The organism is Acinetobacter sp. ANC_7513 (genome assembly GCF_056779915.1).
Window position 1 is genome coordinate 12,714 of record NZ_JBWYIW010000002.1, and the last position, 21,128, is coordinate 33,841.

At 39.0% G+C, this 21,128-nt stretch carries 25 protein-coding genes and 2 tRNA genes; 11 read left to right on the forward strand and 16 right to left on the reverse strand.

Features of this window, described 5'->3' with window-relative positions; translation table 11 throughout:
* Nucleotides 1-4: 4 nt before the first annotated feature.
* Nucleotides 5-742, reverse strand: coding sequence for a LytR/AlgR family response regulator transcription factor (locus AC1M9B_RS03995; RefSeq protein WP_092766460.1), 738 nt, complete (start codon nucleotides 740-742; stop codon nucleotides 5-7).
* 52 nt (nucleotides 743-794) lie between these two features.
* Nucleotides 795-1,949: a sensor histidine kinase gene (locus AC1M9B_RS04000; RefSeq protein ID WP_481608644.1), complete on the reverse strand. Its 1,155-nt coding sequence runs from the start codon at nucleotides 1,947-1,949 to the stop codon at nucleotides 795-797.
* Between AC1M9B_RS04000 and argH the strand changes: the two genes are divergently transcribed.
* Nucleotides 1,940-3,370: an argininosuccinate lyase gene (gene argH, locus AC1M9B_RS04005; RefSeq protein WP_051586571.1), complete on the forward strand. Its 1,431-nt coding sequence runs from the start codon at nucleotides 1,940-1,942 to the stop codon at nucleotides 3,368-3,370. The genes AC1M9B_RS04000 and argH overlap by 10 nt on opposite strands.
* Before the next feature lie 28 nt (nucleotides 3,371-3,398).
* Nucleotides 3,399-3,668: an oxidative damage protection protein gene (locus AC1M9B_RS04010; protein ID WP_035267550.1), complete on the forward strand. Its 270-nt coding sequence runs from the start codon at nucleotides 3,399-3,401 to the stop codon at nucleotides 3,666-3,668.
* A 217-nt stretch (nucleotides 3,669-3,885) separates the two neighbouring features.
* Here the strand turns inward: AC1M9B_RS04010 and AC1M9B_RS04015 are convergent, their stop codons facing one another.
* A complete protein-coding gene (locus tag AC1M9B_RS04015; RefSeq protein WP_180028781.1) occupies nucleotides 3,886-4,353 on the reverse strand; it encodes a hypothetical protein in 468 nt (155 codons plus the stop codon).
* Between the two features lie 270 nt (nucleotides 4,354-4,623).
* Between AC1M9B_RS04015 and AC1M9B_RS04020 the strand changes: the two genes are divergently transcribed.
* A complete protein-coding gene (locus AC1M9B_RS04020; protein ID WP_179999046.1) occupies nucleotides 4,624-5,046 on the forward strand; it encodes a GNAT family acetyltransferase in 423 nt (140 codons plus the stop codon).
* A gap of 6 nt (nucleotides 5,047-5,052) precedes the next feature.
* Here the strand turns inward: AC1M9B_RS04020 and AC1M9B_RS04025 are convergent, their stop codons facing one another.
* The 4 genes from AC1M9B_RS04025 to AC1M9B_RS04040 all read right to left on the reverse strand — a co-directional run bounded on the left by AC1M9B_RS04025 (nucleotide 5,053) and on the right by AC1M9B_RS04040 (nucleotide 6,798).
* Entirely contained in the window at nucleotides 5,053-5,829 is a 777-nt protein-coding gene (locus tag AC1M9B_RS04025; protein ID WP_481586833.1) for a class I SAM-dependent methyltransferase, read from the reverse strand.
* Nucleotides 5,830-5,961: 132 nt separating this feature from the next.
* Nucleotides 5,962-6,037 (reverse strand) — tRNA-Phe (locus tag AC1M9B_RS04030).
* 135 nt (nucleotides 6,038-6,172) lie between these two features.
* A tRNA-Phe gene (locus tag AC1M9B_RS04035) sits at nucleotides 6,173-6,248 on the reverse strand.
* A 172-nt stretch (nucleotides 6,249-6,420) separates the two neighbouring features.
* Nucleotides 6,421-6,798 (reverse strand): GNAT family N-acetyltransferase, encoded by a 378-nt coding sequence (locus AC1M9B_RS04040; RefSeq protein ID WP_035267556.1) that lies wholly within the window; start codon nucleotides 6,796-6,798, stop codon nucleotides 6,421-6,423.
* 93 nt (nucleotides 6,799-6,891) lie between these two features.
* On the opposite strand from AC1M9B_RS04040, the gene hisB reads away from it, so the two are divergent.
* Both hisB and hisH read left to right on the forward strand, forming a co-directional pair.
* The gene (hisB, locus tag AC1M9B_RS04045; protein WP_035267557.1) at nucleotides 6,892-7,485 is read left to right on the forward strand and encodes an imidazoleglycerol-phosphate dehydratase HisB; all 594 of its coding nucleotides are present in this window, start codon (nucleotides 6,892-6,894) and stop codon (nucleotides 7,483-7,485) included.
* On the forward strand, nucleotides 7,485-8,102 hold the full coding sequence (hisH, locus tag AC1M9B_RS04050) for an imidazole glycerol phosphate synthase subunit HisH (protein ID WP_035267559.1): 618 nt from the start codon (nucleotides 7,485-7,487) through the stop codon (nucleotides 8,100-8,102). Before hisB ends, hisH begins: the two co-directional genes overlap by 1 nt.
* Nucleotides 8,103-8,152: 50 nt before the next feature.
* Here hisH and AC1M9B_RS04055 read toward each other — a convergent pair whose 3' ends face one another.
* Complete coding sequence (locus AC1M9B_RS04055; RefSeq protein WP_035267606.1) at nucleotides 8,153-8,557, reverse strand: helix-turn-helix domain-containing protein; 405 nt, start codon at nucleotides 8,555-8,557, stop codon at nucleotides 8,153-8,155.
* A gap of 580 nt (nucleotides 8,558-9,137) precedes the next feature.
* On the opposite strand from AC1M9B_RS04055, the gene AC1M9B_RS04060 reads away from it, so the two are divergent.
* The 3 genes from AC1M9B_RS04060 (at nucleotide 9,138) to AC1M9B_RS04070 (ending at nucleotide 11,701) form a co-directional block, all read left to right on the forward strand.
* Nucleotides 9,138-9,899, forward strand: coding sequence for a hypothetical protein (locus AC1M9B_RS04060; RefSeq protein ID WP_179999052.1), 762 nt, complete (start codon nucleotides 9,138-9,140; stop codon nucleotides 9,897-9,899).
* Between the two features lie 129 nt (nucleotides 9,900-10,028).
* Complete coding sequence (gene hisA / locus AC1M9B_RS04065; RefSeq protein ID WP_035267561.1) at nucleotides 10,029-10,760, forward strand: 1-(5-phosphoribosyl)-5-[(5-phosphoribosylamino)methylideneamino]imidazole-4-carboxamide isomerase; 732 nt, start codon at nucleotides 10,029-10,031, stop codon at nucleotides 10,758-10,760.
* Between the two features lie 53 nt (nucleotides 10,761-10,813).
* Entirely contained in the window at nucleotides 10,814-11,701 is an 888-nt protein-coding gene (locus AC1M9B_RS04070) for a DMT family transporter (RefSeq protein ID WP_481591884.1), read from the forward strand.
* Nucleotides 11,702-11,703: 2 nt separating this feature from the next.
* On the opposite strand, the gene AC1M9B_RS04075 is transcribed toward AC1M9B_RS04070, so the two are convergent.
* The 4 genes from AC1M9B_RS04075 to AC1M9B_RS04090 are packed head-to-tail and all read right to left on the reverse strand — an operon-like array spanning nucleotide 11,704 to nucleotide 14,066.
* Nucleotides 11,704-12,018: an antibiotic biosynthesis monooxygenase family protein gene (locus AC1M9B_RS04075; RefSeq protein ID WP_035267565.1), complete on the reverse strand. Its 315-nt coding sequence runs from the start codon at nucleotides 12,016-12,018 to the stop codon at nucleotides 11,704-11,706.
* Between the two features lie 26 nt (nucleotides 12,019-12,044).
* Nucleotides 12,045-12,437, reverse strand: coding sequence for a DUF4870 family protein (locus AC1M9B_RS04080; protein WP_035267567.1), 393 nt, complete (start codon nucleotides 12,435-12,437; stop codon nucleotides 12,045-12,047).
* A 29-nt stretch (nucleotides 12,438-12,466) separates the two neighbouring features.
* Complete coding sequence (locus AC1M9B_RS04085; protein ID WP_481608645.1) at nucleotides 12,467-13,090, reverse strand: DUF1294 domain-containing protein; 624 nt, start codon at nucleotides 13,088-13,090, stop codon at nucleotides 12,467-12,469.
* Nucleotides 13,091-13,115: 25 nt separating this feature from the next.
* Nucleotides 13,116-14,066, reverse strand: a complete 951-nt coding sequence (locus AC1M9B_RS04090; RefSeq protein WP_481591883.1) for a homoserine kinase — start codon at nucleotides 14,064-14,066, stop codon at nucleotides 13,116-13,118.
* Between the two features lie 114 nt (nucleotides 14,067-14,180).
* Here AC1M9B_RS04090 and hisF point away from each other — a divergent pair, with 114 nt between their 5' ends.
* The gene (gene hisF / locus AC1M9B_RS04095; RefSeq protein WP_035267573.1) at nucleotides 14,181-14,939 is read left to right on the forward strand and encodes an imidazole glycerol phosphate synthase subunit HisF; all 759 of its coding nucleotides are present in this window, start codon (nucleotides 14,181-14,183) and stop codon (nucleotides 14,937-14,939) included.
* Nucleotides 14,940-15,205: 266 nt separating this feature from the next.
* On the opposite strand, the gene AC1M9B_RS04100 is transcribed toward hisF, so the two are convergent.
* Nucleotides 15,206-15,841, reverse strand: coding sequence for a sterol desaturase family protein (locus AC1M9B_RS04100; protein WP_180028773.1), 636 nt, complete (start codon nucleotides 15,839-15,841; stop codon nucleotides 15,206-15,208).
* A gap of 199 nt (nucleotides 15,842-16,040) precedes the next feature.
* Between AC1M9B_RS04100 and AC1M9B_RS04105 the strand changes: the two genes are divergently transcribed.
* Nucleotides 16,041-17,051, forward strand: a complete 1,011-nt coding sequence (locus tag AC1M9B_RS04105) for an AraC family transcriptional regulator (protein WP_481591882.1) — start codon at nucleotides 16,041-16,043, stop codon at nucleotides 17,049-17,051.
* A gap of 39 nt (nucleotides 17,052-17,090) precedes the next feature.
* On the opposite strand, the gene AC1M9B_RS04110 is transcribed toward AC1M9B_RS04105, so the two are convergent.
* On the reverse strand, nucleotides 17,091-17,336 hold the full coding sequence (locus AC1M9B_RS04110) for a hypothetical protein (RefSeq protein WP_179999072.1): 246 nt from the start codon (nucleotides 17,334-17,336) through the stop codon (nucleotides 17,091-17,093).
* 72 nt (nucleotides 17,337-17,408) lie between these two features.
* On the reverse strand, nucleotides 17,409-18,452 hold the full coding sequence (locus tag AC1M9B_RS04115; protein WP_481588826.1) for a DNA/RNA non-specific endonuclease: 1,044 nt from the start codon (nucleotides 18,450-18,452) through the stop codon (nucleotides 17,409-17,411).
* Between the two features lie 300 nt (nucleotides 18,453-18,752).
* Here AC1M9B_RS04115 and AC1M9B_RS04120 point away from each other — a divergent pair, with 300 nt between their 5' ends.
* Nucleotides 18,753-19,115, forward strand: a complete 363-nt coding sequence (locus tag AC1M9B_RS04120; protein WP_228133254.1) for a hypothetical protein — start codon at nucleotides 18,753-18,755, stop codon at nucleotides 19,113-19,115.
* A 71-nt stretch (nucleotides 19,116-19,186) separates the two neighbouring features.
* Here AC1M9B_RS04120 and AC1M9B_RS04125 read toward each other — a convergent pair whose 3' ends face one another.
* Nucleotides 19,187-21,067 (reverse strand): potassium transporter Kup, encoded by a 1,881-nt coding sequence (locus AC1M9B_RS04125; RefSeq protein ID WP_180028770.1) that lies wholly within the window; start codon nucleotides 21,065-21,067, stop codon nucleotides 19,187-19,189.
* Nucleotides 21,068-21,128: the final 61 nt, after the last annotated feature.

A 21,128-nucleotide genomic window follows, 5' to 3' on the forward strand; every position in this document is an offset into this window, starting at 1 on the left:
GCAACTAAATATTTTGCATTCTTTCTCTAAGCAAAGGTAAGTGACGGCGACTGACCGCCAATTTCTCTTCAAGTTCACGACAACGAACTTGATACTGGCCTGAAGCAACCAACTCCAATCCATCCAAATAATCCAATGCAATCAGCGCATTTCGATGAATTCGTATAAATTTATTTGAAAACTCACGTTCTAAATCTTTTAAAGTCTCATCAATCAACACACTGCCGTTTTTGTGTCGTACTGTTACGTATTTCTGATCAGCTAGAAAATAGTAAACATTTTCGATAGGAATGAGTTCAAGACCACGATACGTTTTCGCAGCGATTTGCTGACGTTGATGTTTTTCTTCCATATTTTCTTTTTGCTCTATATTCGACATTTGAGCTTGAGTAAGTTTAGTTAAATTATTGAGTGTATTTTCTAATTCTGATTTGATAATCGGTTTTAATAAATAGCCTTTCGCTTGTGCCTGAATAGCAGTCAAAGCATGCTCATCATAGGCCGTGCAAAAAACAATAGCGGGCATTGGGTTTAGCTGTGAAAGATGCTGAGCACATGTCAAACCATCCATTTCAGGCATTTGGATGTCAAGTAAAATTACATCAGGCTCATATTGTTGCACTAAGGTCAAAGCTTCTTTTCCATGGTGCGCAGTTGCAACAACTTGATGCCCCAATTGAGTGACCAAGCGAGATAAGCGCTCAACCGCGAGTGGCTCATCATCACAAATTAGGATGTCCATTGTTCCTCCTTGCTCAAGTTAACGTTACTTATTTTAATGTATTAACTTGATTTTATTTATATTGGTACTGGACTACAGTCGTGTAAATTCCATTACCTGCATGACTCCTAAACTGTACCGTATACCCATAGTGTGCTTTCAAACGCTGTTTCACGTTTTCTATCGCAATACCATTCCCCTCCCTATTGGCCATTTTATCGGCTATATAAGGGTTAGTAATGACTATAGTGACTTGATTTTGTAATATTTCAACCAATATGACAATCTTTGCATCAATTAACTTTTTCTCCACCCCATGAAAGATACTATTCTCAATTAAAGGCTGTAAAGTTAAAAAAGGAATACTTGCTTGGCCCAACTGCTCTGGTTGCAAGATATTCCATTCCACATTTAATCTCGAACCCAACCTTAGCTTTTCAACCGCCAAATAATGTTCACACAATTGGATTTCTTCTTTTAATGTGACAATTTTCAGCTCTTGAAAGCTTGCTCTAAACAACCTTGAAAGATCGATGAGCATTTGCTCTGCTTTATCTGGATCACTCCCAATCAGACTCACCACACTATTTAAACTATTAAAAAGAAAGTGTGGATGTATTCTTGCTTGCATGGCTTGAATTCGAGCATTCAATTCACCTTGTTGCTGCTTTAACCACTCACCCCGAACATAGATATATCGTAAACAAAAAGTGATCAACAATACGCCATAGCTCATGTGTAAAATCACATGATCAAATAAAAGTAACCATGAAAATTTTTGTAAAGAAAAGTTACTTCCCCAAAAAAACAGAAAATTCAAACTACAAGTAGTGAAGAGGATGATGAGTTCTAATAGTACAAATGTATAAATCGCAGACTGCAAAGTGGTTAGTTTTTGCCAAAACTCCCTAAATAAATCAATTACGGCAATAAAGACCAATACCACCCAATTGATATAAAGCACATACTTGATCACTTGTGATGCCTGTAAATTTGACCAAGACTGTGACTCTGCTAGGCACAGCAATAACGCCAAAAAAATACTGGCAATAAATAACTCTGCAAAATATTGCCATTGCCCAATACGTACAAAGAAATTCGCATCAATAAATTCTTGTTTATCTTTTGAAGAATTATCCATAGGCAAGACTTCGGCATCTTGATTTGAATTTGTTATACTGGATGCAAAATTACTGCTTTTTCTTTTACTGAGCCGACATGACCACATCTTCTAATTCCTCTAATCCGTCACAAGCCCAAACTTCAGGTATGTGGGGCGGTCGTTTTTCCGAAGCAACTGATGCCTTTGTCGCTGAATTTACAGCATCTGTCCAATTTGACCAACGCTTTTATAAACAAGATATTGCAGGTTCAATCGCACATGCAACGATGTTGGCAAAAGTCGGTGTACTCACTGAACAAGAGCGTGATGACATCATCGCAGGCTTAACCGCAATTAAAGCGGACATTGAAGCTGGCAACTTCGAATGGCGTATTGATTTAGAAGATGTTCACATGAACATTGAATCTCGATTAACACAACGTATTGGGATTACAGGGAAGAAATTACATACAGGTCGTAGCCGTAATGACCAAGTAGCAACGGATATTCGTTTGTATGTACGTGATGAAATTGATGCCATCCTAGGGTTATTACACAAACTGCAAAAAGGCATTCTAGGTTTGGCTGCTAAAAATACAAATACAATTATGCCTGGCTTTACACATCTTCAAACTGCACAGCCTGTGACGTTTGGACATCATTTAATGGCATGGTTTGAAATGCTGGTACGTGACTCAGAACGTTTGATTGACTGCCGTAAACGCGTGAATCGTATGCCTTTAGGTTCTGCTGCGCTTGCAGGTACCACTTATCCAATCGATCGTGCTTATACAGCAGAACTTTTAGGGTTTGAAGCAGTTGCAGAAAACTCATTAGATGCTGTATCTGATCGTGATTTTGGTATTGAGTTTAATGCTGCGGCATCACTCATCATGATGCACTTATCTCGTATGTCTGAAGAATTAATTCTTTGGACATCTGCACAATTCAAGTTTGTGAATATTCCTGACCGCTTCTGCACAGGCTCTTCAATCATGCCTCAGAAGAAAAATCCTGATGTACCTGAACTTGTTCGTGGTAAAACAGGCCGTGTATATGGTGACTTAATGAGTCTACTAACCCTCATGAAAGGTCAACCTTTGGCATATAACAAAGACAACCAAGAAGATAAAGAACCATTATTTGATGCTATTGATACGGTTCGTGGCTCTTTAATGGCTTTCGCAGACATGATTCCTGCGCTTGTTCCAAATATTCCTGAAATGCGCGAAGCTGCGCTGCGTGGTTTCTCAACAGCAACCGACCTTGCTGATTACTTAGTGAAAAATGGTGTTGCATTCCGCGATGCACATGAAATCGTCGGTAAAGCAGTTGCGCTTGGCGTACAAGAAGGTAAGGATTTATCAGAACTTACGCTTGAACAACTTCAACAATTCTCTGATTTAATTCAAGCTGACGTCTTTGAAAAAGCATTAACTTTAGAAGCTTCTGTCAATGCACGTAACCACATCGGTGGAACAGCACCTGCTCAAGTTGAAGCAGCAATTGAGCGTGCTCATGCGCGTTTAGAAGCTCTTTACGCTTAATTTCTGATTATATTTTTGGAGTATTGATATGTCTCGCCAAGTATTTTGCCGTAAGTATCAAAAAGAAATGGAAGGTTTGGATTTTGCACCATTCCCTGGTCCTAAAGGTCAGGAACTATTTGATAGTGTTTCTAAGCAAGCATGGGGCGAATGGTTAAAGCATCAAACTACTTTAATCAATGAAAAACGTTTAAATGTCTTTGAAGCTGATGCAAAAAAATTTCTTGAAGAACAACGTGAAAAGTTCTTCAACAATGATGAAACTTTAGAAAAAGCTGAAGGCCTAAAGCCTGAGTAAAAAAAGAAAGCACTGCTTTTCTTTTTACGTAAGATAAGGACGAAGTCCGCGTAGGCTTTAATCTAAAAAGAATCCCCATCTTTGGGGATTCTTTTTTATCCGTTACTTTAAAAATTAGGCAAGAAAAACACAGAAGGTGTGCACAGGCTTTAATCCCAAAAGAATCTCCGTAATAGAGGTTCTTTTTTTATGGGACATCAAATAAATATCAATGGAGTCAAAATTTAGCTGACGAAAGAAGTGCTTGTGGTGGATTTAAAATATGACCTAATTGGTAAACTCCATCCATATTTAACTGCATCTCCATTCGGTCAACACGAATTGGGCCAAATTTAATGTAAATCTGCCGATTTTGAAGATCAAACCGCTGCTCCAAAACCTGTCCATTGAATTGTAAAGAGTTCATAGATGTTAAGTCCATAAGCGCTTTAAAAGGTTGCTCTTCATCCTTTGTATAATGAATCCTTTTTCTATCACTCACGAAATTTTCTAAATGGTTTAAATCCTGAGATTTAAAAGATGTAATTTCACGAATTTGAGATTCCTCAATACCTAAAGCATTGACCAAACTTAACTGATCATCTGGCAGTAATTTAAAATGCCCATTGTTAGGATGTGCCGCCCAACTCAAACTCGAAAGACCCCAAGCACAGATTCCCCACAAAACTTGCTTAAATTGTCTCATTCCCCATCGCTCTCACTGAACGTAATAAAAGCCATCTTTAAAAACATTTCAGCCAAACACAACTACCATTTATCTTAAATATCATTTACTTAACAAGAATTGTTAGACTCACGTCACAGACAAATCTTTTTTATTGATATTTATCTTCCTATCTAAAAAAGACTGCATAAATGTAAAGCAGAAAATAGACACATAAGATGATTATGAGTTATCAATTTCATCAGAGTAGGCTAATCTCTGTATTAAAATTAACCACCATTTGAGCGCATCATGTTTATCATTCGTCCTTATATTGAGACTGACTTAGAAGACATCATTCAACTCTGGGAAAGATGTGATCTAACACGACCATGGAATAATCCGGAAATTGATATTTTTAGGAAGGCTGCACAAAAAGATGACTTATTCTTGGTGGCTGTGAAAGATCAGTTCATTATCGCAACATTAATGGGTGGTTACGACGGTCATCGCGGGTGGATCAATTACCTCGCGGTACATCCCAATCATCAACGGAATGGTGTTGCTACAGCGTTGATTCAACATTTGGAAAAAAGATTGATTGCACTTGGTTGTCCAGAAGTTCAGCTTTTAGTGCAAAAAGAATTTATTGATATTCAAAACTTTTATGAACAATTGGGATATGACGAAAAAGAAGTTGTATGCCTTGCTAAAAGACTCATTCACGATCATTAAGAAATTTTATAAAACAGGAGCATTTATCAATTTACCGATCCGTAAAAATATTGGGAATCGAATATTAAATTTATGACCGGTATCATTATTCAAAGTTAAGGCATATTGGCTCATCTGATTTAAGATTTGTGTCGCCTGATTATTGGCTTGCGTATTTTGTTTAAGATATTTCTTTAAAGCTGACCATGTATTTAAATAATCAATCAATTGATCAATCCGCCATTTACAATGCATGTGCTGCTCACAGGTCGGGATTTCTTCAAAAGGAAATGGAATCGTTTGATATTTCAGATCAATATAGTGACGCTCACTCTCCCAATATGTTTTCAATACTTGGTGATATAGCTTTTCAATACAGCTTTGAAGCTCCTCATTCTCCACTTCAATAAGCCCATATCCAATCACTGCAAAGACACCCTGGGGCTTCAGTGTTCGATAGACCTCTTGAAAAAATAACTCGAAGTCAAACCAATGAATGGCTTGGGCAACTGTAATCAGGTCAAAACATTGTGCTTTAAAATTGCTATGTTCAGCATTATCAATTCGGTAAATTACATTATCTATTGCTGGGGCTTGCTGAAGTTGTGCTGCGCTTATATCCGTTGCAATGACTTGATTAAAATGCGGAGCCAATAAGCGGGTGAATTGTCCTGAACCTGCCCCGCAATCCCAAGCCATTTCATAGTTCTGAACATATTTGAAGATTTCGTCAATCACACTTTGTGGATAACTTGGACGAGCTTGTTGATAAAGCTCACTTTGATCAGAAAATAGGTCTTTCATTTTTTATTCTGAATTTGATCGAGAAATCAACCTTAGCACATCAAAAAAAATGGATGATGAATGACTTCGATTCATTTTGTATTATTTTATAAGCAAAAAAAATCCTCAACATTGTTGAGGATTTTTCGAATATGGTGGCGAGACCCAGGATCGAACTGGGGACACACGGATTTTCAATCCGTTGCTCTACCAACTGAGCTATCACGCCGATGGGGTGTATTAAGCCGTAACTGAGCTCAATAGTCAATAAAAATCATGCATTTTTTATTTGTTCGAGTAAATTTTACCCAAAAAAAATCTCTGATGGGATCAGAGATTGAAAATACAAATTCTTAAAAGAATATGGTGGCGAGACCCAGGATCGAACTGGGGACACACGGATTTTCAATCCGTTGCTCTACCAACTGAGCTATCACGCCGATGTCGCGTATTAAACAGTTTCATCTCGATATAGTCAAGCAAGTTTTTGGGATATTTAAACAAATGGATGTTTTTAAAACAACATTTAGATTATTCGATGTAAATACATACAAATCCAATAAAAAAAGCCAGTATTGACTGACTTTTAATATTTAAAATCGAACAATAGTTTTAAATTTTTTCCAAACTACTTAAACAACGATGTATTGCACCACATCCAGGCTCAAAATGATTAACGCCTTTCTCTTCTTCCATTCGACATGCTTCACTCACTAAGCGCTCTGCGACACCACGTCCACGGTTAGCCGGATGAACTACGATATTTTCAAGCGTTCGACTTTCACCTTGTCCAGTTGACCAAATGGCCCCAATGATCTTTGTATTAAATTCTGCCGTGTAAAGTAAGGTATACTGAGCTAAGTTTTGCTCAAGTTGTTCAATGGCATCTTGTCCGTCACTAAATTCTGGACTGGTGTCATATAAGCGCTCAAGCTGTTCACGAACTTCAACATTATCAAGCGAAGTTATTGCATGTACGGTTATAGGCATTGATTAACCCTCCTGAGCAATCTAATATGCTGTCACTTTCGTGACATCGAAAATCTACATTCATCATTTTTAACGTTTTTGAGGAACGTGTCTATGACGCAACGTATCAGTGAAGTGGTAAGAAACACAAACGAAACCAAAATTCGTGTTCGCGTGAATCTTGATGGTACTGGTCAAGGCACCCTCAATACAGGTGTTCCATTTTTAGACCATATGATCGACCAAATCAAGCGTCATGGTTTATTTGATATCGATATTCATTGCGACGGCGATTTAGAAATTGATGATCACCATACAGTAGAAGACTGTGGTATTACCCTTGGTCAGGCATTTGCACAGGCTTTAGGTGACAAAAAAGGTTTACGTCGCTATGGTCACTTCTATGCACCACTTGATGAGTCCTTGAGTCGTGTCGTTGTTGACCTATCAGGCCGCCCTGGCTTATGGATGGACATTCCATTTACGCGCGCGCGCATTGGTACTTTTGATGTCGACCTATTCTCTGAGTTTTTCCAAGGCTTTGTGAATCACGCATTAATGACACTCCACATAGACAATTTGAAAGGTAAAAATAGCCATCACCAAATTGAAAGTGTATTTAAAGCATTTGCACGAGCACTTCGTATGGCTTGTGAAGTAGATCCACGTGCAGAAAATACTGTAGCTTCAACCAAAGGTACTTTGTAATGACCCGTATTGCCCTTCTTGATTATGGCATGGGAAATCTTCACTCAGCAGCAAAAGCACTTGAGCATGTTGGTGCAACCGTTGATGTGACCAATGATCCTAAGCTGATTGCTCAAGCAGATAAAATTGTGTTCCCAGGCGTTGGTGCAATGCGTGATTGCATGCAAGGTATGCACGAGGCTGGCATTGACGAGGTTGTACGCAATGCCGTTTTCAACAAGCCTGTCCTTGCGATTTGTGTCGGCATGCAAGCTCTGCTGCAACACTCTGAAGAAAATGGTGGTGCAGATGCATTAGGCATTTTTGATGGTGCTGTTAAACGCTTTCCAGATATTGAAGGTTTAAAAGTTCCCCATATGGGTTGGAATCAGGTACACCAAGCAGATCCAAGCCATCCAATGTGGAACAACATTGATCAAGATGCTCGTTTCTATTTCGTACATAGTTTCTATGTTGAACCGAAACAATCTGAGATCATTGCTGCGACATGTAACTACGGTTTGGAATTCTGCACCGCAATCCATAAAGATAATTTGTTTGCTACGCAGTTCCATCCAGAAAAAAGTCATACAGCTGGCTTACAGTTGTTGAAAAATTTTGTAGAGTGGAAAATTTAAAGCCATAATAAGGCTCACTGTTTTCAGTGAGCTTTTTTTCAGACTTTACTCTAAATATCTTTTACGACAAAGCCACCTTCAATTGGCTCAACAGTTACTTTAATTTCTGCTTTTAGATTCAGCGCAGCATAACGACTTTTAAGTTCTGAAATTAATTGTTCTGGCGTTGCATCTTTTAAAGCCAACTCATCCTTCAAAGGATACTGTTTAAAACTTTCTGATTTTTTACCATCTTTAGCGTCTGAAACCCATCGTTCTGCAGCACTCAGTACTTTCGCTAATTCAACTAGATGTTGAGCATTGGCAGGAGTTGACTCTTGCACCCATTTCGACAGCGTTTCCTTAGAGACTCCCAATGCATTCACCACATCAGTCGGTTTAATGTTTTTCTCTTTGATCAATTTTCTAAGTTTTTTAGCACCTTCGCTAAATAAATCATCTTCTTGAACTGCCATCGCTTCTGTCCAAATCTTATTCACTGTCTGCAGTTTCAATTTAACATTAAGCCTATGCAGTTGAGTCTAATATTGCCAAACAAATCAGATGAAATTGAAATTATTTTCAATATAGATAATTCACAAATAAAAGTGTGATCTAATTTTTCTCATTACTCAGTTTGAATTAAAAAGAAAAATAAATTGACCCAATGATTAATTGTTAACTTATGTAAAGACAATGAGCACCAATTTTAATCATTAAAAAAATTCACAAAATTCACAAAATCAATCAACGAATCGAACAAGTTGGCATTTTAGGTATTTACACCATGCTACTCGATAATATTCATGCATTATAAGTGTACATTTATTCTATCAAGCACCAAATTAAACCACAATAAATAATTGATTTTGTTAACATTTTTAAACATTACCCTTGTGTTGTATTAAGTTGCTGTTTTTACGGCATATCTTCAAAATTATTCCACTTATATTGTTTTTTTTCGATTTGTCTGAAATTTTTTTCTTTGTTAATTATGAACTTGCTGAAACAACAAAGATCCAACACTAACCAGATATATTTTGGAGCAATCTGCACATGTTTAAACTTTTTACTGGAAAAATCAGTGGCGTTCTAAGCCTTGCTTTACAGGGAATTACGAAAGCAGTTGGTTTTATTCTAGAAACCGTAACGACAGTTGTAGATACCGTTGTTGACACAGTAGGGACGCTGACCAAACCATTAACGGATAAGTTAACAGAATTGCCACTGATCGGAGATACAGTGGAATCGGTACTCAATCTTGAAAATAATTTACTAGGAAATTTAAGCGGAGGCTTACACGCTATCGCTGATGATTTTTCGAAGGGAGATCTATTAGGGGGCATTAATACTGCATTGAATGGCACTACTGCAACTGTAGGCCAAACCATCAAAGATGTTTCAAATGTTGTAGGTGAAGTCGCTGGTTTAGCCGATCCCGTGACCGACCTGCTAAGCCAAGTGCCAGGTTTAGGTGCTGTTGTAGATGTTGTCGGAGAAACTTCTTCAAATCTTTTGGGATTCGTGAGTGAAACGGGAGATTATGTCGCAAGTACCAAACCTCTTGATCTCGTGACTGGTCTCATTGATGATCCTTTAGGCAGTGTCACAGGAACATTAGGAGACGTCTCAGGAACATTGGATAATTTACTGGATGATTTAGCACCTGTAACAGATGCTCTGTCATCGATTCCTGTCGTGGGTGATCTTGTAGGATTCACGGGAGAGATCACAAATGCTTTAGGTGCAATCCCAACCAGTATCACACCAACTAGCTTTGATCTAATCTCTAACTTAGATACAACACCATACATTTAATTCAAAGTTCGTATTAAAAACCGTCAACATTGTTCTGACGGTTTTTTTTCATTGTTACTTCGCTCATTTGATGTTTCTTTGCTAAGATTGCTGCGAATAAACTCCAGAATACTGGCAAGGAGCGAAAGCATGCTGATTATCCCTGCAATTGACCTTAAAGATGGTAAATGTGTCCGTTTAAAACAAGGTCGTATGGAAGACGATACCGTTTTCTCTGATGATCCTGTGGCAACAGCACAACATTGGGTAGACGCTGGTGCTCGCCGTTTACATTTAGTTGATCTAAATGGTGCTTTCGCTGGTACACCTATTCACAAACCTGTTGTGGAAGCGATTGCAAAAGCACAACCTGAACTGCCAATTCAAATTGGTGGTGGCATCCGTTCTCTTGAAACTATCGAACACTACTTAGATGCAGGTGTATCATTCGTCATTATTGGTACAAAAGCAGTCAAAGAACCTGAGTTTGTTGAGGAAGCTTGTAGAAAATTCGCAGGCCACATCATTGTCGGTATTGATGCAATCAATGGCATGGTCGCAACTGATGGCTGGGCAAATGTAACTGACGTAAAAGCAACTGATTTAGCTAAACGCTTTGCAGATGCTGGTGTATCTAGTATCGTGTATACAGATATTGCACGTGATGGCATGATGCAAGGTGTGAATATCGAACAAACAGTTAATCTTGCGACTTATTCAGGTTTACCTGTGATCGCTTCAGGCGGTGTGACCAATCTTGACGACGTTCGCAACTTAAAAGGTCAGCCTGGTATTTTAGGTGCGATTACTGGTCGTGCAATTTATGAAGGCACTTTAAATCTTCGTGAAGCTCAATTATTACTTGATGAACAAGCGCTCTAATAGCGCATGTTTCTAAAGAGGTCTTAGGACCTCTTTTTTCTTACTTAAAAAATATGTTGAATTTATCTCCTACCCTCAAAACCAAAACACCACAACTTGCCCTTATTGCAATTACGATGATTTGGGGTGCCAGTTTCATAACAGTCAAATATGGACTGAACTTCAGCACACCAGTGCTTTTCGTTGCCTTTCGATTTGCAGCAGCTGCGCTGGCTGTTGGTCTGATCTCACTTCAATATTGTAAATATTTTAGTGCCAAAGATATTTGGGCAGGATTTTGCATTGGAACAGTGATTGCAATTGGCTATGGAACGCAAACCATTGGCTTACAGACCATCACCAGTAGCGAGTCTGCCTTTTTGACAGCACTTTATGTGCCGTTGGTTCCCATCTTATTGTGGTTGCTCTTTAAAAAAAGGCCACATGTCATGACATGGATAGGGGCAGGACTCGCCTTTGTAGGTTTAGTTTTCTTAACAGGCAATGGGTTTGGTGCTATTCGGCTTGAATTTGGTCAGATCATTACCTTGATAGGATCAATTGCGATTGCGCTTGAAATTATTCTCATTAGTTACTTTGCACCTCGAGTCAATTTACGCCGAGTGACGATATTACAACTCATTTTTGCATCGTTAATTTGTTTTCTAATGGCACCATTGGTGGGTGAAACACAACTCCCTGAGTTTAACTGGATCTTCGTTGCGATTATTGGAGGATTAGGACTTGCAAGTGCAATCATTCAGTTAGTCATGAACTGGGCTCAACGCGTGGTTGATCCTTCACAGGCTGCCATTATTTATTCTGGCGAACCTGTTTGGGCGGCTTTGATTGGGAGATTAGCAGGTGAGCGTTTAGCTATGCTCTCAATTTTAGGTGGCGTGTTGGTTGTGCTCGGTGTAATTACCAGTGAGTGGAGACCAAAATTTAAGAAGAAAGAATAAGCTTATTGGGGCTCTTTTAGCTTTAACATCATACATGGTTGAAAATACTGTGCTTCAGGCATAGGCGCATAAAAGGGATGCAAGAGTTCCTTCCATTTTAAATACGCCTCTGACTGCCTAAAACCTTCCGTATGATCTTCAAGTTTGTTCCAGTAAATCAGTAAAATATAAGCATGTTCATTATTCGTATTTTTAATCAGCTGAACCGCATTTAGCCCCTTCATTGGTGAAATAATGTCTTTAGCTAATTTAAAAGCATTTTCGAATGCCTCACTCTGGTTCATTTTGATATTTAAATGAACATGCTCAATAATCATGACACCACCCCATTCATGAGTTTTAATTATTGATACATTGGCTCGTTATCATTGACCTTAATAATTCCTTTGATCGCACGATAAACAATCCAAACCCATGACAAACCAATCACTGCGATACAGAATGTTGTTGCACCCAGTGCTACACCAGCAAAGGCATTAGGATTGTCACCCGTGAAGAATAAGAACAAAAACGGCAGGAACGCGATGATATTCCAAATTAAATACCACCAAAAAGTACGAATTTGCCAAGTAAAATGACTTTCAAAAATTGAGCCCTGTACCTTTGATCGTTTCCAATAGTTAATAATTAGCGCAATAACCGCCAAAATACCTGCTGAAAAAATAGCGATGATATACAGGATATAAAGTAAAATCGTTAAGCTGCGGTTTGGATCTTGATCAGCTGTATAATTCATAAAGTCACCTTTTTAATTTTTTTGAGGCTTTATAATTTCAAACCATTAAATGGTGAAATTATCCATAAAATAATCAGTATATTAAACGCTATAGTACAGAAATAAATTTTTCGAAATGGTTGTTTTTGTGTTTTATGACGCAAGCGTTGCTTAGCAAGCCAAGCACTCGGCCATCCTCCTAATAGAGAAACCACATGTAATGTATTTTCTGGTACACGTTGACTCCCCTGTTGAGCCGCCGCTTTATCGTGTGCATATAAGCCATAGGTGATCAGGTTCATCAATAAAATGACCAACACCACCATCATACTCAATAGCCCCAATAGGACTAATGTAGCAAGCGTCAAGATATAAGCAATAATCGCTACTTGCATCGGTTGCATTTTTTGTTGAGTAACTGGTGAATGACGCGGCTTCGTTTTTACTTTTTTTGCCTGAGTCGCTTTTAAGTATGTTACTTGTTTCGCTTTAAATCGACCTTGACCATCCAATTGAACGATATACTCCAAAGCACAACCTGGAATCGGTCTTGGGCCTGGTTTGGCAAAATCTTTAATGTGAAGGAAAACGCGATCTTTGGATGAATCATTGGGTTGAATAAATCCATAGCCTTTTTCATCAAACCATTCAACTAGACGACCTTGATCACGCATATTTCCCCCAGATTTTTTAAATTTTTTAAGCTGTTACAAATTTTAATCGTTCAACCAGCATATTGCGCATTTCTAAAGGATTTTTTTGCAAAATATCTTCGCCAACACGCCCCATTTCTTTGTTCTTTTGAGCCACTAGCAAACGCATCATCCAGAAACGCCCAGCTGCCATCGCTAAATAGAGTTCTAGACATGATTTTTCATCACTGGTCATTTCACGTACACTTTGATAAGCCTCCAAGAATGCTAAGGCCTTTTCCTCATTCAAATGAACACTTGGATATTCCGTACAGAAATCATTCATCGTAATGGCGATATCAAACAAAAGTTCATCTTTATTCAACTCATAAAAATCGAGTATCCCTTTTAAAGTAGCCCCTTCAAATAAAGTGTTATCTCTAAATAGGTCAGAATGGATAAAACCTCGTGGACGATCAGGGTACATTGCGGTAAGAGCGTCATATAAACCTAACAAACTATTTAATAATACTTGATCGGCTGGATTTAACGTAGGTCGAAGCTGCTGAGCCACACTTAACCAATAATCATGATTACGATACTCTGCGCGCTCTAAGGGAAAGTTATCGAGAGCCACATGTATTTGAGCCTGTGCAATAGCAATGGACTGAACCTGTTCAAGTGATGAAGGCATAGGATGCTTGCCACGCATTCTAGGCGCAATTTGTGCAGGTTTATTTTTTAAGATCTGAATCGAACGTCCTGAATGTTTCAAAGGTACAGGCACAGGCAGACCTGCATGACCCAGATGCTCAAGTACAGGGACGAGTTCACCTGCGCCTTGCTTATCCATATCTTCAAAAATTGTTAAAACAAATTCGGTTTGATCTGCACAAACTAGAAAATAGTTCGTATTTTGAATACCTCCTTGAATCGGAATCAGGTCAATCACCTCTAATCCATAAGGCGTAGCAAAATCCTGAACTTCCTTTAAAGTCAAAGTGGTATAAACCGACATAAAAAAACCTGCGAAAAAACTTACATTATTTTGATAGAATACCTGCTCCGACTACCAAGGTGTAGCACCAAAGTCTGTAAGTTTCATAATCGGCTGTTATTTTTGGAAAAAATTATGCTTGCTAAACGTATTATTCCTTGCCTCGACGTAGATAACGGTCGAGTTGTAAAAGGTGTTCAATTCCTTGATATTCGTGATGCAGGCGACCCAGTTGAAGTAGCACGTCGTTATAACGAACAAGGTGCAGATGAGATTACTTTTCTCGATATCACTGCAACATCTAATGGGCGTGACACCACTTACCGTACGGTTGAGCGTATGGCTGAAACTGTATTTGTACCACTGACCGTAGGTGGCGGTGTTCGTAAAGTTGAAGATATTCGTTTATTGCTTAACGCTGGTGCAGACAAAGTCAGTATTAACTCAGCTGCTGTCTTTAATCCTGAATTCGTTCAAGAAGCCTCTCAACGTTTTGGTGCACAATGTATTGTAGTTGCGATTGATGCAAAAAAAACGGGTGAAAATAAGTGGGAGATTTTCACACATGGTGGTCGCAAACCAACGGGTATCGATGCGATTGAATGGTCTGTGAAAATGGCAGAATACGGCGCAGGCGAATTGCTCATTACGTCAATGGATGCAGATGGTACAAAAGCTGGTTATGACTTAGCATTGATGCGTCAGATTAATGATCGTGTAACGATTCCAACGATTGCTTCAGGTGGTGTGGGTAATCTTCAACATCTAGCAGACGGAATTTTACAAGGGGGTGCTGATGCAGTGCTTGCAGCCTCTATCTTCCACTTTGGTCAACACACTATCCCGGAAGCAAAACAATATTTAGCTGAACAAGGCATTGAAATGCGTCTTTAATCATGCCCCATAAAAAAGAGGCAAATGCCTCTTTTTTTTGCAAAAAAAAGAGCCCGAAGGCCCTAAAAACCAAGAAAAAACAGCGCTTGGTTCGTTATGCAAAGCGATAAACTGGAGAGTTCTACCATCAGATTTTCATTCTCCGATTTATTCATCTCATATCATAAATGACAGATCTGCACGAAATCTTGACAAAAGCTACATATTTTATTGACCAAACATGACAAATCAGACGTCAATTCAGCCAATTCCATATCTAATCTGACTTACTCCACTATAGCCAAAGCTTTTTTTGAAATATCGGAGCGCGCTGCTTTCTGCTCAACCCACTTTGCGGGGAAATATTGTTCAACGATATGATTGACTCGTTTTGAAATAAAAGACGGTAACTGCACCCCTAAAGGGTTATCTTCCTTCAAATCTGGCGTTGAAATGACGCGTGTCCCTAAAATGTAATCAAACCAAGGCTTAGTGACACACCAATTTGCATCTTGATTGGCGTTCATATGGTGGTCATAGTGCCAAGGAATTTTCTTTTTTGCCCAATGAGGTTCGAGGTGAGCTCTGCGATGCGTGTAGTAGTAGTTACAAGCACTATAAAGCACGGATAAACTCATGCCTTTCGAGATTGGATAAAATGCTGTTCCAAATACAGCAGCAACAATCCCCAATGATACGATTTCATTTTTTGTTCGCCAATTTGAGATTCCCTCTACATAACCCTCATCATGGAAATCTTGTGTTCTAACTTCACGGTGATGTGCCCAATGAGATTCCATATTTTTAGGCACAGGACTAAACCTCGCTTTACCCGGACGGTGTACACCATGTAGAACATATTTATGCGCGACCCATTCAAATCCATTGGCAATGATTAAGCCTGCAACAAAACCTTTAATCATGTTCAAAATCCCTGTTTCTTTTCTTTCAATATATCTAACTCAAGCTCTCAACCATTGACGCAAGATAAAATTTTCATTGACAAATCACGACATATTTTTCAATGTCGTATGGTAGAAAAAGCGCTTGTATGGCACTGTAAAAACAGGCTTAATAACTCATCGTGATTTCAATTGATAAAACAAGAAAAGTATTAATCACATGCAGCAGATAAAGGACTATTCAGGCTCGGTTCATGGTGGACTTGGACATCTCTTACATAATTATTGTGAAGAGAACGGTCTCCCTATTTCTGCAAAATTGGCAAGTATTCAGCAAGCCGAACGCTTTGACTTTAGCATTTGGCGTGAAATATTAAATGAAATTTATGAAGTACACCCACAACCTGCGTTAGGGTTAGAAATTGCTCAATGGGTCAAACCACAACATTTAGGCATTATCGCGTATATCGCTTTATCATGCGATAACCTAGCAGAAGCACTCACCCGTTATCATGAATATCATCGTTTAATTTATGATGGTACACCTCTCGCCGTCGATCTGGAGCAAGGCGTATTTAGCGTACGTTGGGAAGATTTGCCGATGCATTTGTCGACACAAATCACGGATGAAATTGCGATGGCATTATTGGTTGAATTTCTAAAACGTTATGCGGGTATTGAGCATTTACATATTCAAGAAATTCACTTTCGCTTTCCAGCACCAAAAAATGTTGCGATTTATGAGCGTTTTTTTCAGAGCAAAGTAAAATTCTCTCAGCCTCATGTCAAGCTTACTTTTCCAAGCCAGCTCCTACAAGCACCGATTAAACAAGCTGATCAAACTTTACAAAAACTCCTGATGCAGCAAGCTCAAGATTTGTTAAGTCGACTCCCCAATAACACACAAATCGATGAGCGGTTACAGCAAGCCATTCTGATTGGAATCCAAAGACACAATTATCAAATTCAAACTGTCGCAGAACAAGTGGGAATGTCAGTCAGACAACTTCAGCGCCATTTACAAAATCAAGGTGATACCTATCAGCAGCGCGTTCAAGAAGTCCGCAAACTTCTAGCGATTCAATATTTACAAGATCCTTATCTCAGCTTACATGAGATTTCGTTATTGCTCAGTTATTCAGAACAAAGTGCATTCCAACGCGCATTTCGTCAGTGGATGAAGATGACGCCCCAGCAGTGGCGTATTCAACATCATATTCGCAGTTCATGATTGTCAATCTAAGCCATCATTCTAAAGATGATTAATGAATCACAAGAATGGATTTTCTATTTCATTCTCAGCCGTCGTTTCTATTTTTTCTGCTAAATTTTTTTGATCTTCTAAATAGATGACCATTGCATCTAAATATTGTTTTAACGCTTTCGCAGCGGCTAAACCGGCTTGATCTTTGGTGATTTGTAAGTTGCCATAAATACTCACACGATCAAGATCATTTTCAAGCGTCAGATCATGTATCGAATGTGACTCAGTCCCATTTTCAAAAGGCTTAAACATGGCAAATCTCTTTAAGTTTATAAATATCAATCCCTGAAGATAAATGAATCTTCAGGGCGAATTCGAGCTTTTTTATTTAAGGATTTGTAATAAATATTGCAACAACGCTTGAACCAACTCTTTCACGATTGCATCTTGTGCTTGTTCATCGATCTTAGCCTCTTGATTCGTTGCGGTTGTATTGACAGGTACGCTTTGACTACTAAACTCTTTTTGCAGCGCTTTGAGTTGATCTGTTGAGATATCAACTGCACATTGGCTTTCGGCATCCCAGTGCGAATACTCTATCGCTTTTTGGGCTTTGACCTGATTGGCTTTTAATGGCAATTTATAAGTATTACGCTTTTGCTCAGATGTAAGTTGAGGAAACAGATTCATGCCAAGCACTTCTTCTAACTGGCATACACTGACCACTTGCATCTGTAGTGAATTATTATTTGGAGCGTAATATGCGCCAATAGCACCTGTTTTAGGTATATATACGGCTTTAAACACCGCTGTTGGAACAATAACACCGCGTCCAATGGTTTTCAGTTTTTTGCCACTATATACAGGCCCAGTAATCACATACACATCATGTTTCTGCTTCGTAACGATTGCACGTGTCGCTTCCTCAATTTCTCGCCAGATTTGTTGGTTATTCTGCGGAGCTTGAGGAACCATATTGGCTAAAGAAAAACTGTCGTACTGTGCAGCTTTATTTGGCATATCAGCATTTGGAGCCATATGACCACGGTCATATCCCGACCCACGATAATCTGATAATAATGCTCGATGCTTTTCTGCTACACGAGTCTCCTCATGGAAACTGTCTTCTCTTTTTATTTTTTGGCTCAGCCGATCTGGATTCAGATATTCAGCTACCCATAATGGTGTTTTTGAGACACCAGAATACATAGTAGTGAATCCATTAAAGCATAATGGGTAGCGATCTTTATTTAAGCTCTCTTTGATTAAATAAGGTGGCTCTTGGCGATAAAATTGATTTAGACAAGCTGTATTATTAACCGAACCTGAAAATGGCAGATATGAAGACAACTTTTCTTGACCGAAAGCAATTGCAAAGCTTCCTGCTGCAACAATACCTAATACAGCTTTTACCACAATATTATTCAAACTCAGATTACCTATTCATTCCGTGTTCAACTTCTGGCCCAATGCGTGGGCTTTATTCAAAACCGGCCACAGCTTAACAAGCTATGAATTTGAAGTACATCAAGTGAATTTTCAAGTGAATAAAGGATCTTCGCATTCCGTTCAAATATCACTCAAAATAAGTAACAAATTGTTGTTTTTATAGAATAGTTTTTTAATACTCTTTAAGGTTTTACGTGTATTTGATTGAATTACATCAATTACTTGTGAGATGGTATAAAAGTTATTTAGTAAATTAAAAGAATTGAAAGTGAGGACACTATGAAATTAGCACATACTTCTTTGACAGCATTAGTAATGGGTTTATCTTTAGCAAGTGCAAGTGCATTTGCTGAGCCACCAGTTCAAGCTGGCGAAACTTTGGAAAGCCTTTCTAAAGCTAAAGTTGTAACAACAGTGAATGGTCAGCCTGGTACTTTACAAGAAGTATTAGCTAATGGTCAGATGAAAGTTATTTCTGAAGGTGCCACAACACAAGCGCCTGCTGATGCGAAAGCGCCTATTGGAAACTTACCACCTGCTGAAGCAGAAGAAACTGCTCCTCAAGCACAAACTGCAGTTCCAGCTCAACCTGAAGTAAATGCAACTGAAGAAGCGCCTGTAGAAGCACCAGCGGCTGAGTAAGGTATTAGACTTAATAAAAAAACCGCCTTTGAGGCGGTTTTTTTATATCCAAAATTTTAGCAACCGCTTACTCAGATTTCGATCTGGCTTCCCATTTCGACCACGCGATTTGGTGGAATTAAATAGAAATCACTCACAGGACTGGTATTCCGCTGCATTGATATAAATAATTTTTCACGCCATGGCGCCATTCCCTCTCCCACGGTATGAATCAGACGATCACGTGAAATAAAGAAACTAATTTGCATCATATCAAATTCAAAATTTAACTGCTTATATGCCGCTTTCAGCGCAACTGGAATGTTGGGTTGGTCTTTAAACCCATAATATACAAAAATCCTAAAGAATCGATTATCCATCTTTTCTACACGAATTCTCTCAATATCAGGTACATATGGTACATCTTTAGTAATGACCGTAATCATCATATTACGTTCGTGTAGAACCTTATTATGCTTAATATTGTGCAACATCGCATGTGGAACGATATTAGGTGTTCCTGTGAGGAAAATTGCATCCCCAGGAACGATCAGCGTTTCATCACTCATCTTGACACTTTGAATAAAGAGATCAATAGGTAACGCATCAGACTCAAGCTTATTAAGTACGATTTGACGGCCATCTTTCCACGTCATTAAAACGGTAAATACAATTGCACCAATCAAGATCGGCACCCATCCACCACCAACAATTTTTAAAGAAGTCGAAGCAACAAAAATGAGGTCGATGATTAATAAAGGCACAGCAAAAAGGGCTACTTTCCAAACAGGCCAGCGCCAAACGCCATAAGCTAAAATCGAAATTAAAATCGTACCACACAGCATCGTCATGGTCACTGCTACACCATAGGCACTGGCAAGATTCGCACTATTTTCAAATAATAAAATGAGAATAATGACTGAAATAAATAATACCCAGTTGATGAATGGGACATAGATTTGTCCTTGTTCAATATCAGAGGTGTGTTGCACGGTTAAACGCGGTAAATAGCGTAATTGGATCGCTTGATTGACCATTGAGAATACACCCGTAATCACCGCTTGTGAGGCAATCACAGCAGCAGCGGTTGCAAGACCAATCATTGGGAATAAAGCCCAATCAGGAACCAACAGGTAAAATGGGTTCTCAATTGCATTTGGGTCTCGTAAAAGTAAAGCACCTTGACCCGCATAGTTAAAAACTAGACTTGGCAATACAATCACAAACCAAGCAAGCTTAATGGGCATGCGACCAAAATGTCCCATATCTGCATATAGTGCTTCACCCCCCGTCATCGTTAAAATGACGGCACCCATCGTGAGGAATGCAACAAAAGGTTGGTTGATGATAAAGCCAAACGCCCAGTGCGGACTGATCATTGCCAACACGAACGGTGTTTGCATAACACTCCATAAGCCTAATAGTCCAATAGATGCAAACCACAATAATGTGATTGGTCCAAAGAACTTACCCATGGTCGCCGTGCCGTGGCGCTGAATTAAAAACAGTGCTGTTAAAATACCGACGGCCAATGGTAATAACCATTGATTAAACATCGGAGTCGCAATACTTAAACCTTCAATCGCGGATAAAATAGAAATTGCTGGGGTAATAATACCATCACCAAAAAAAAGTGATGCACCGATAAAGCCCAAGGCAATCAGATAAATTTTGCGCTGATCTGCAATACGAGTTGAACGGAGATTTAAGGCAAGAAGCGACATAATACCGCCTTCACCATTGTTATCTGCCTTCATAATGACTGAGACATATTTAAAGCTGATGGTGAGCATCATGCACCAGAAAATGAGCGACAAAATGCCCAGAACGGTTGCCTCAGTAATTGCAATATGAGCCGTAAGGAAGCATTGACGCAATGCATACAGAGGACTGGTTCCAATGTCACCAAACACCACCCCTAATGCTGCCAATGTTACCGCAGGAAGTGCGGCTTTTTTTGCAGTGCTTTGCATATTTTAGTCTTCATGCATTCGACAGAATTTTTCGGCAATCATATCACTGGCTAAAAACTTT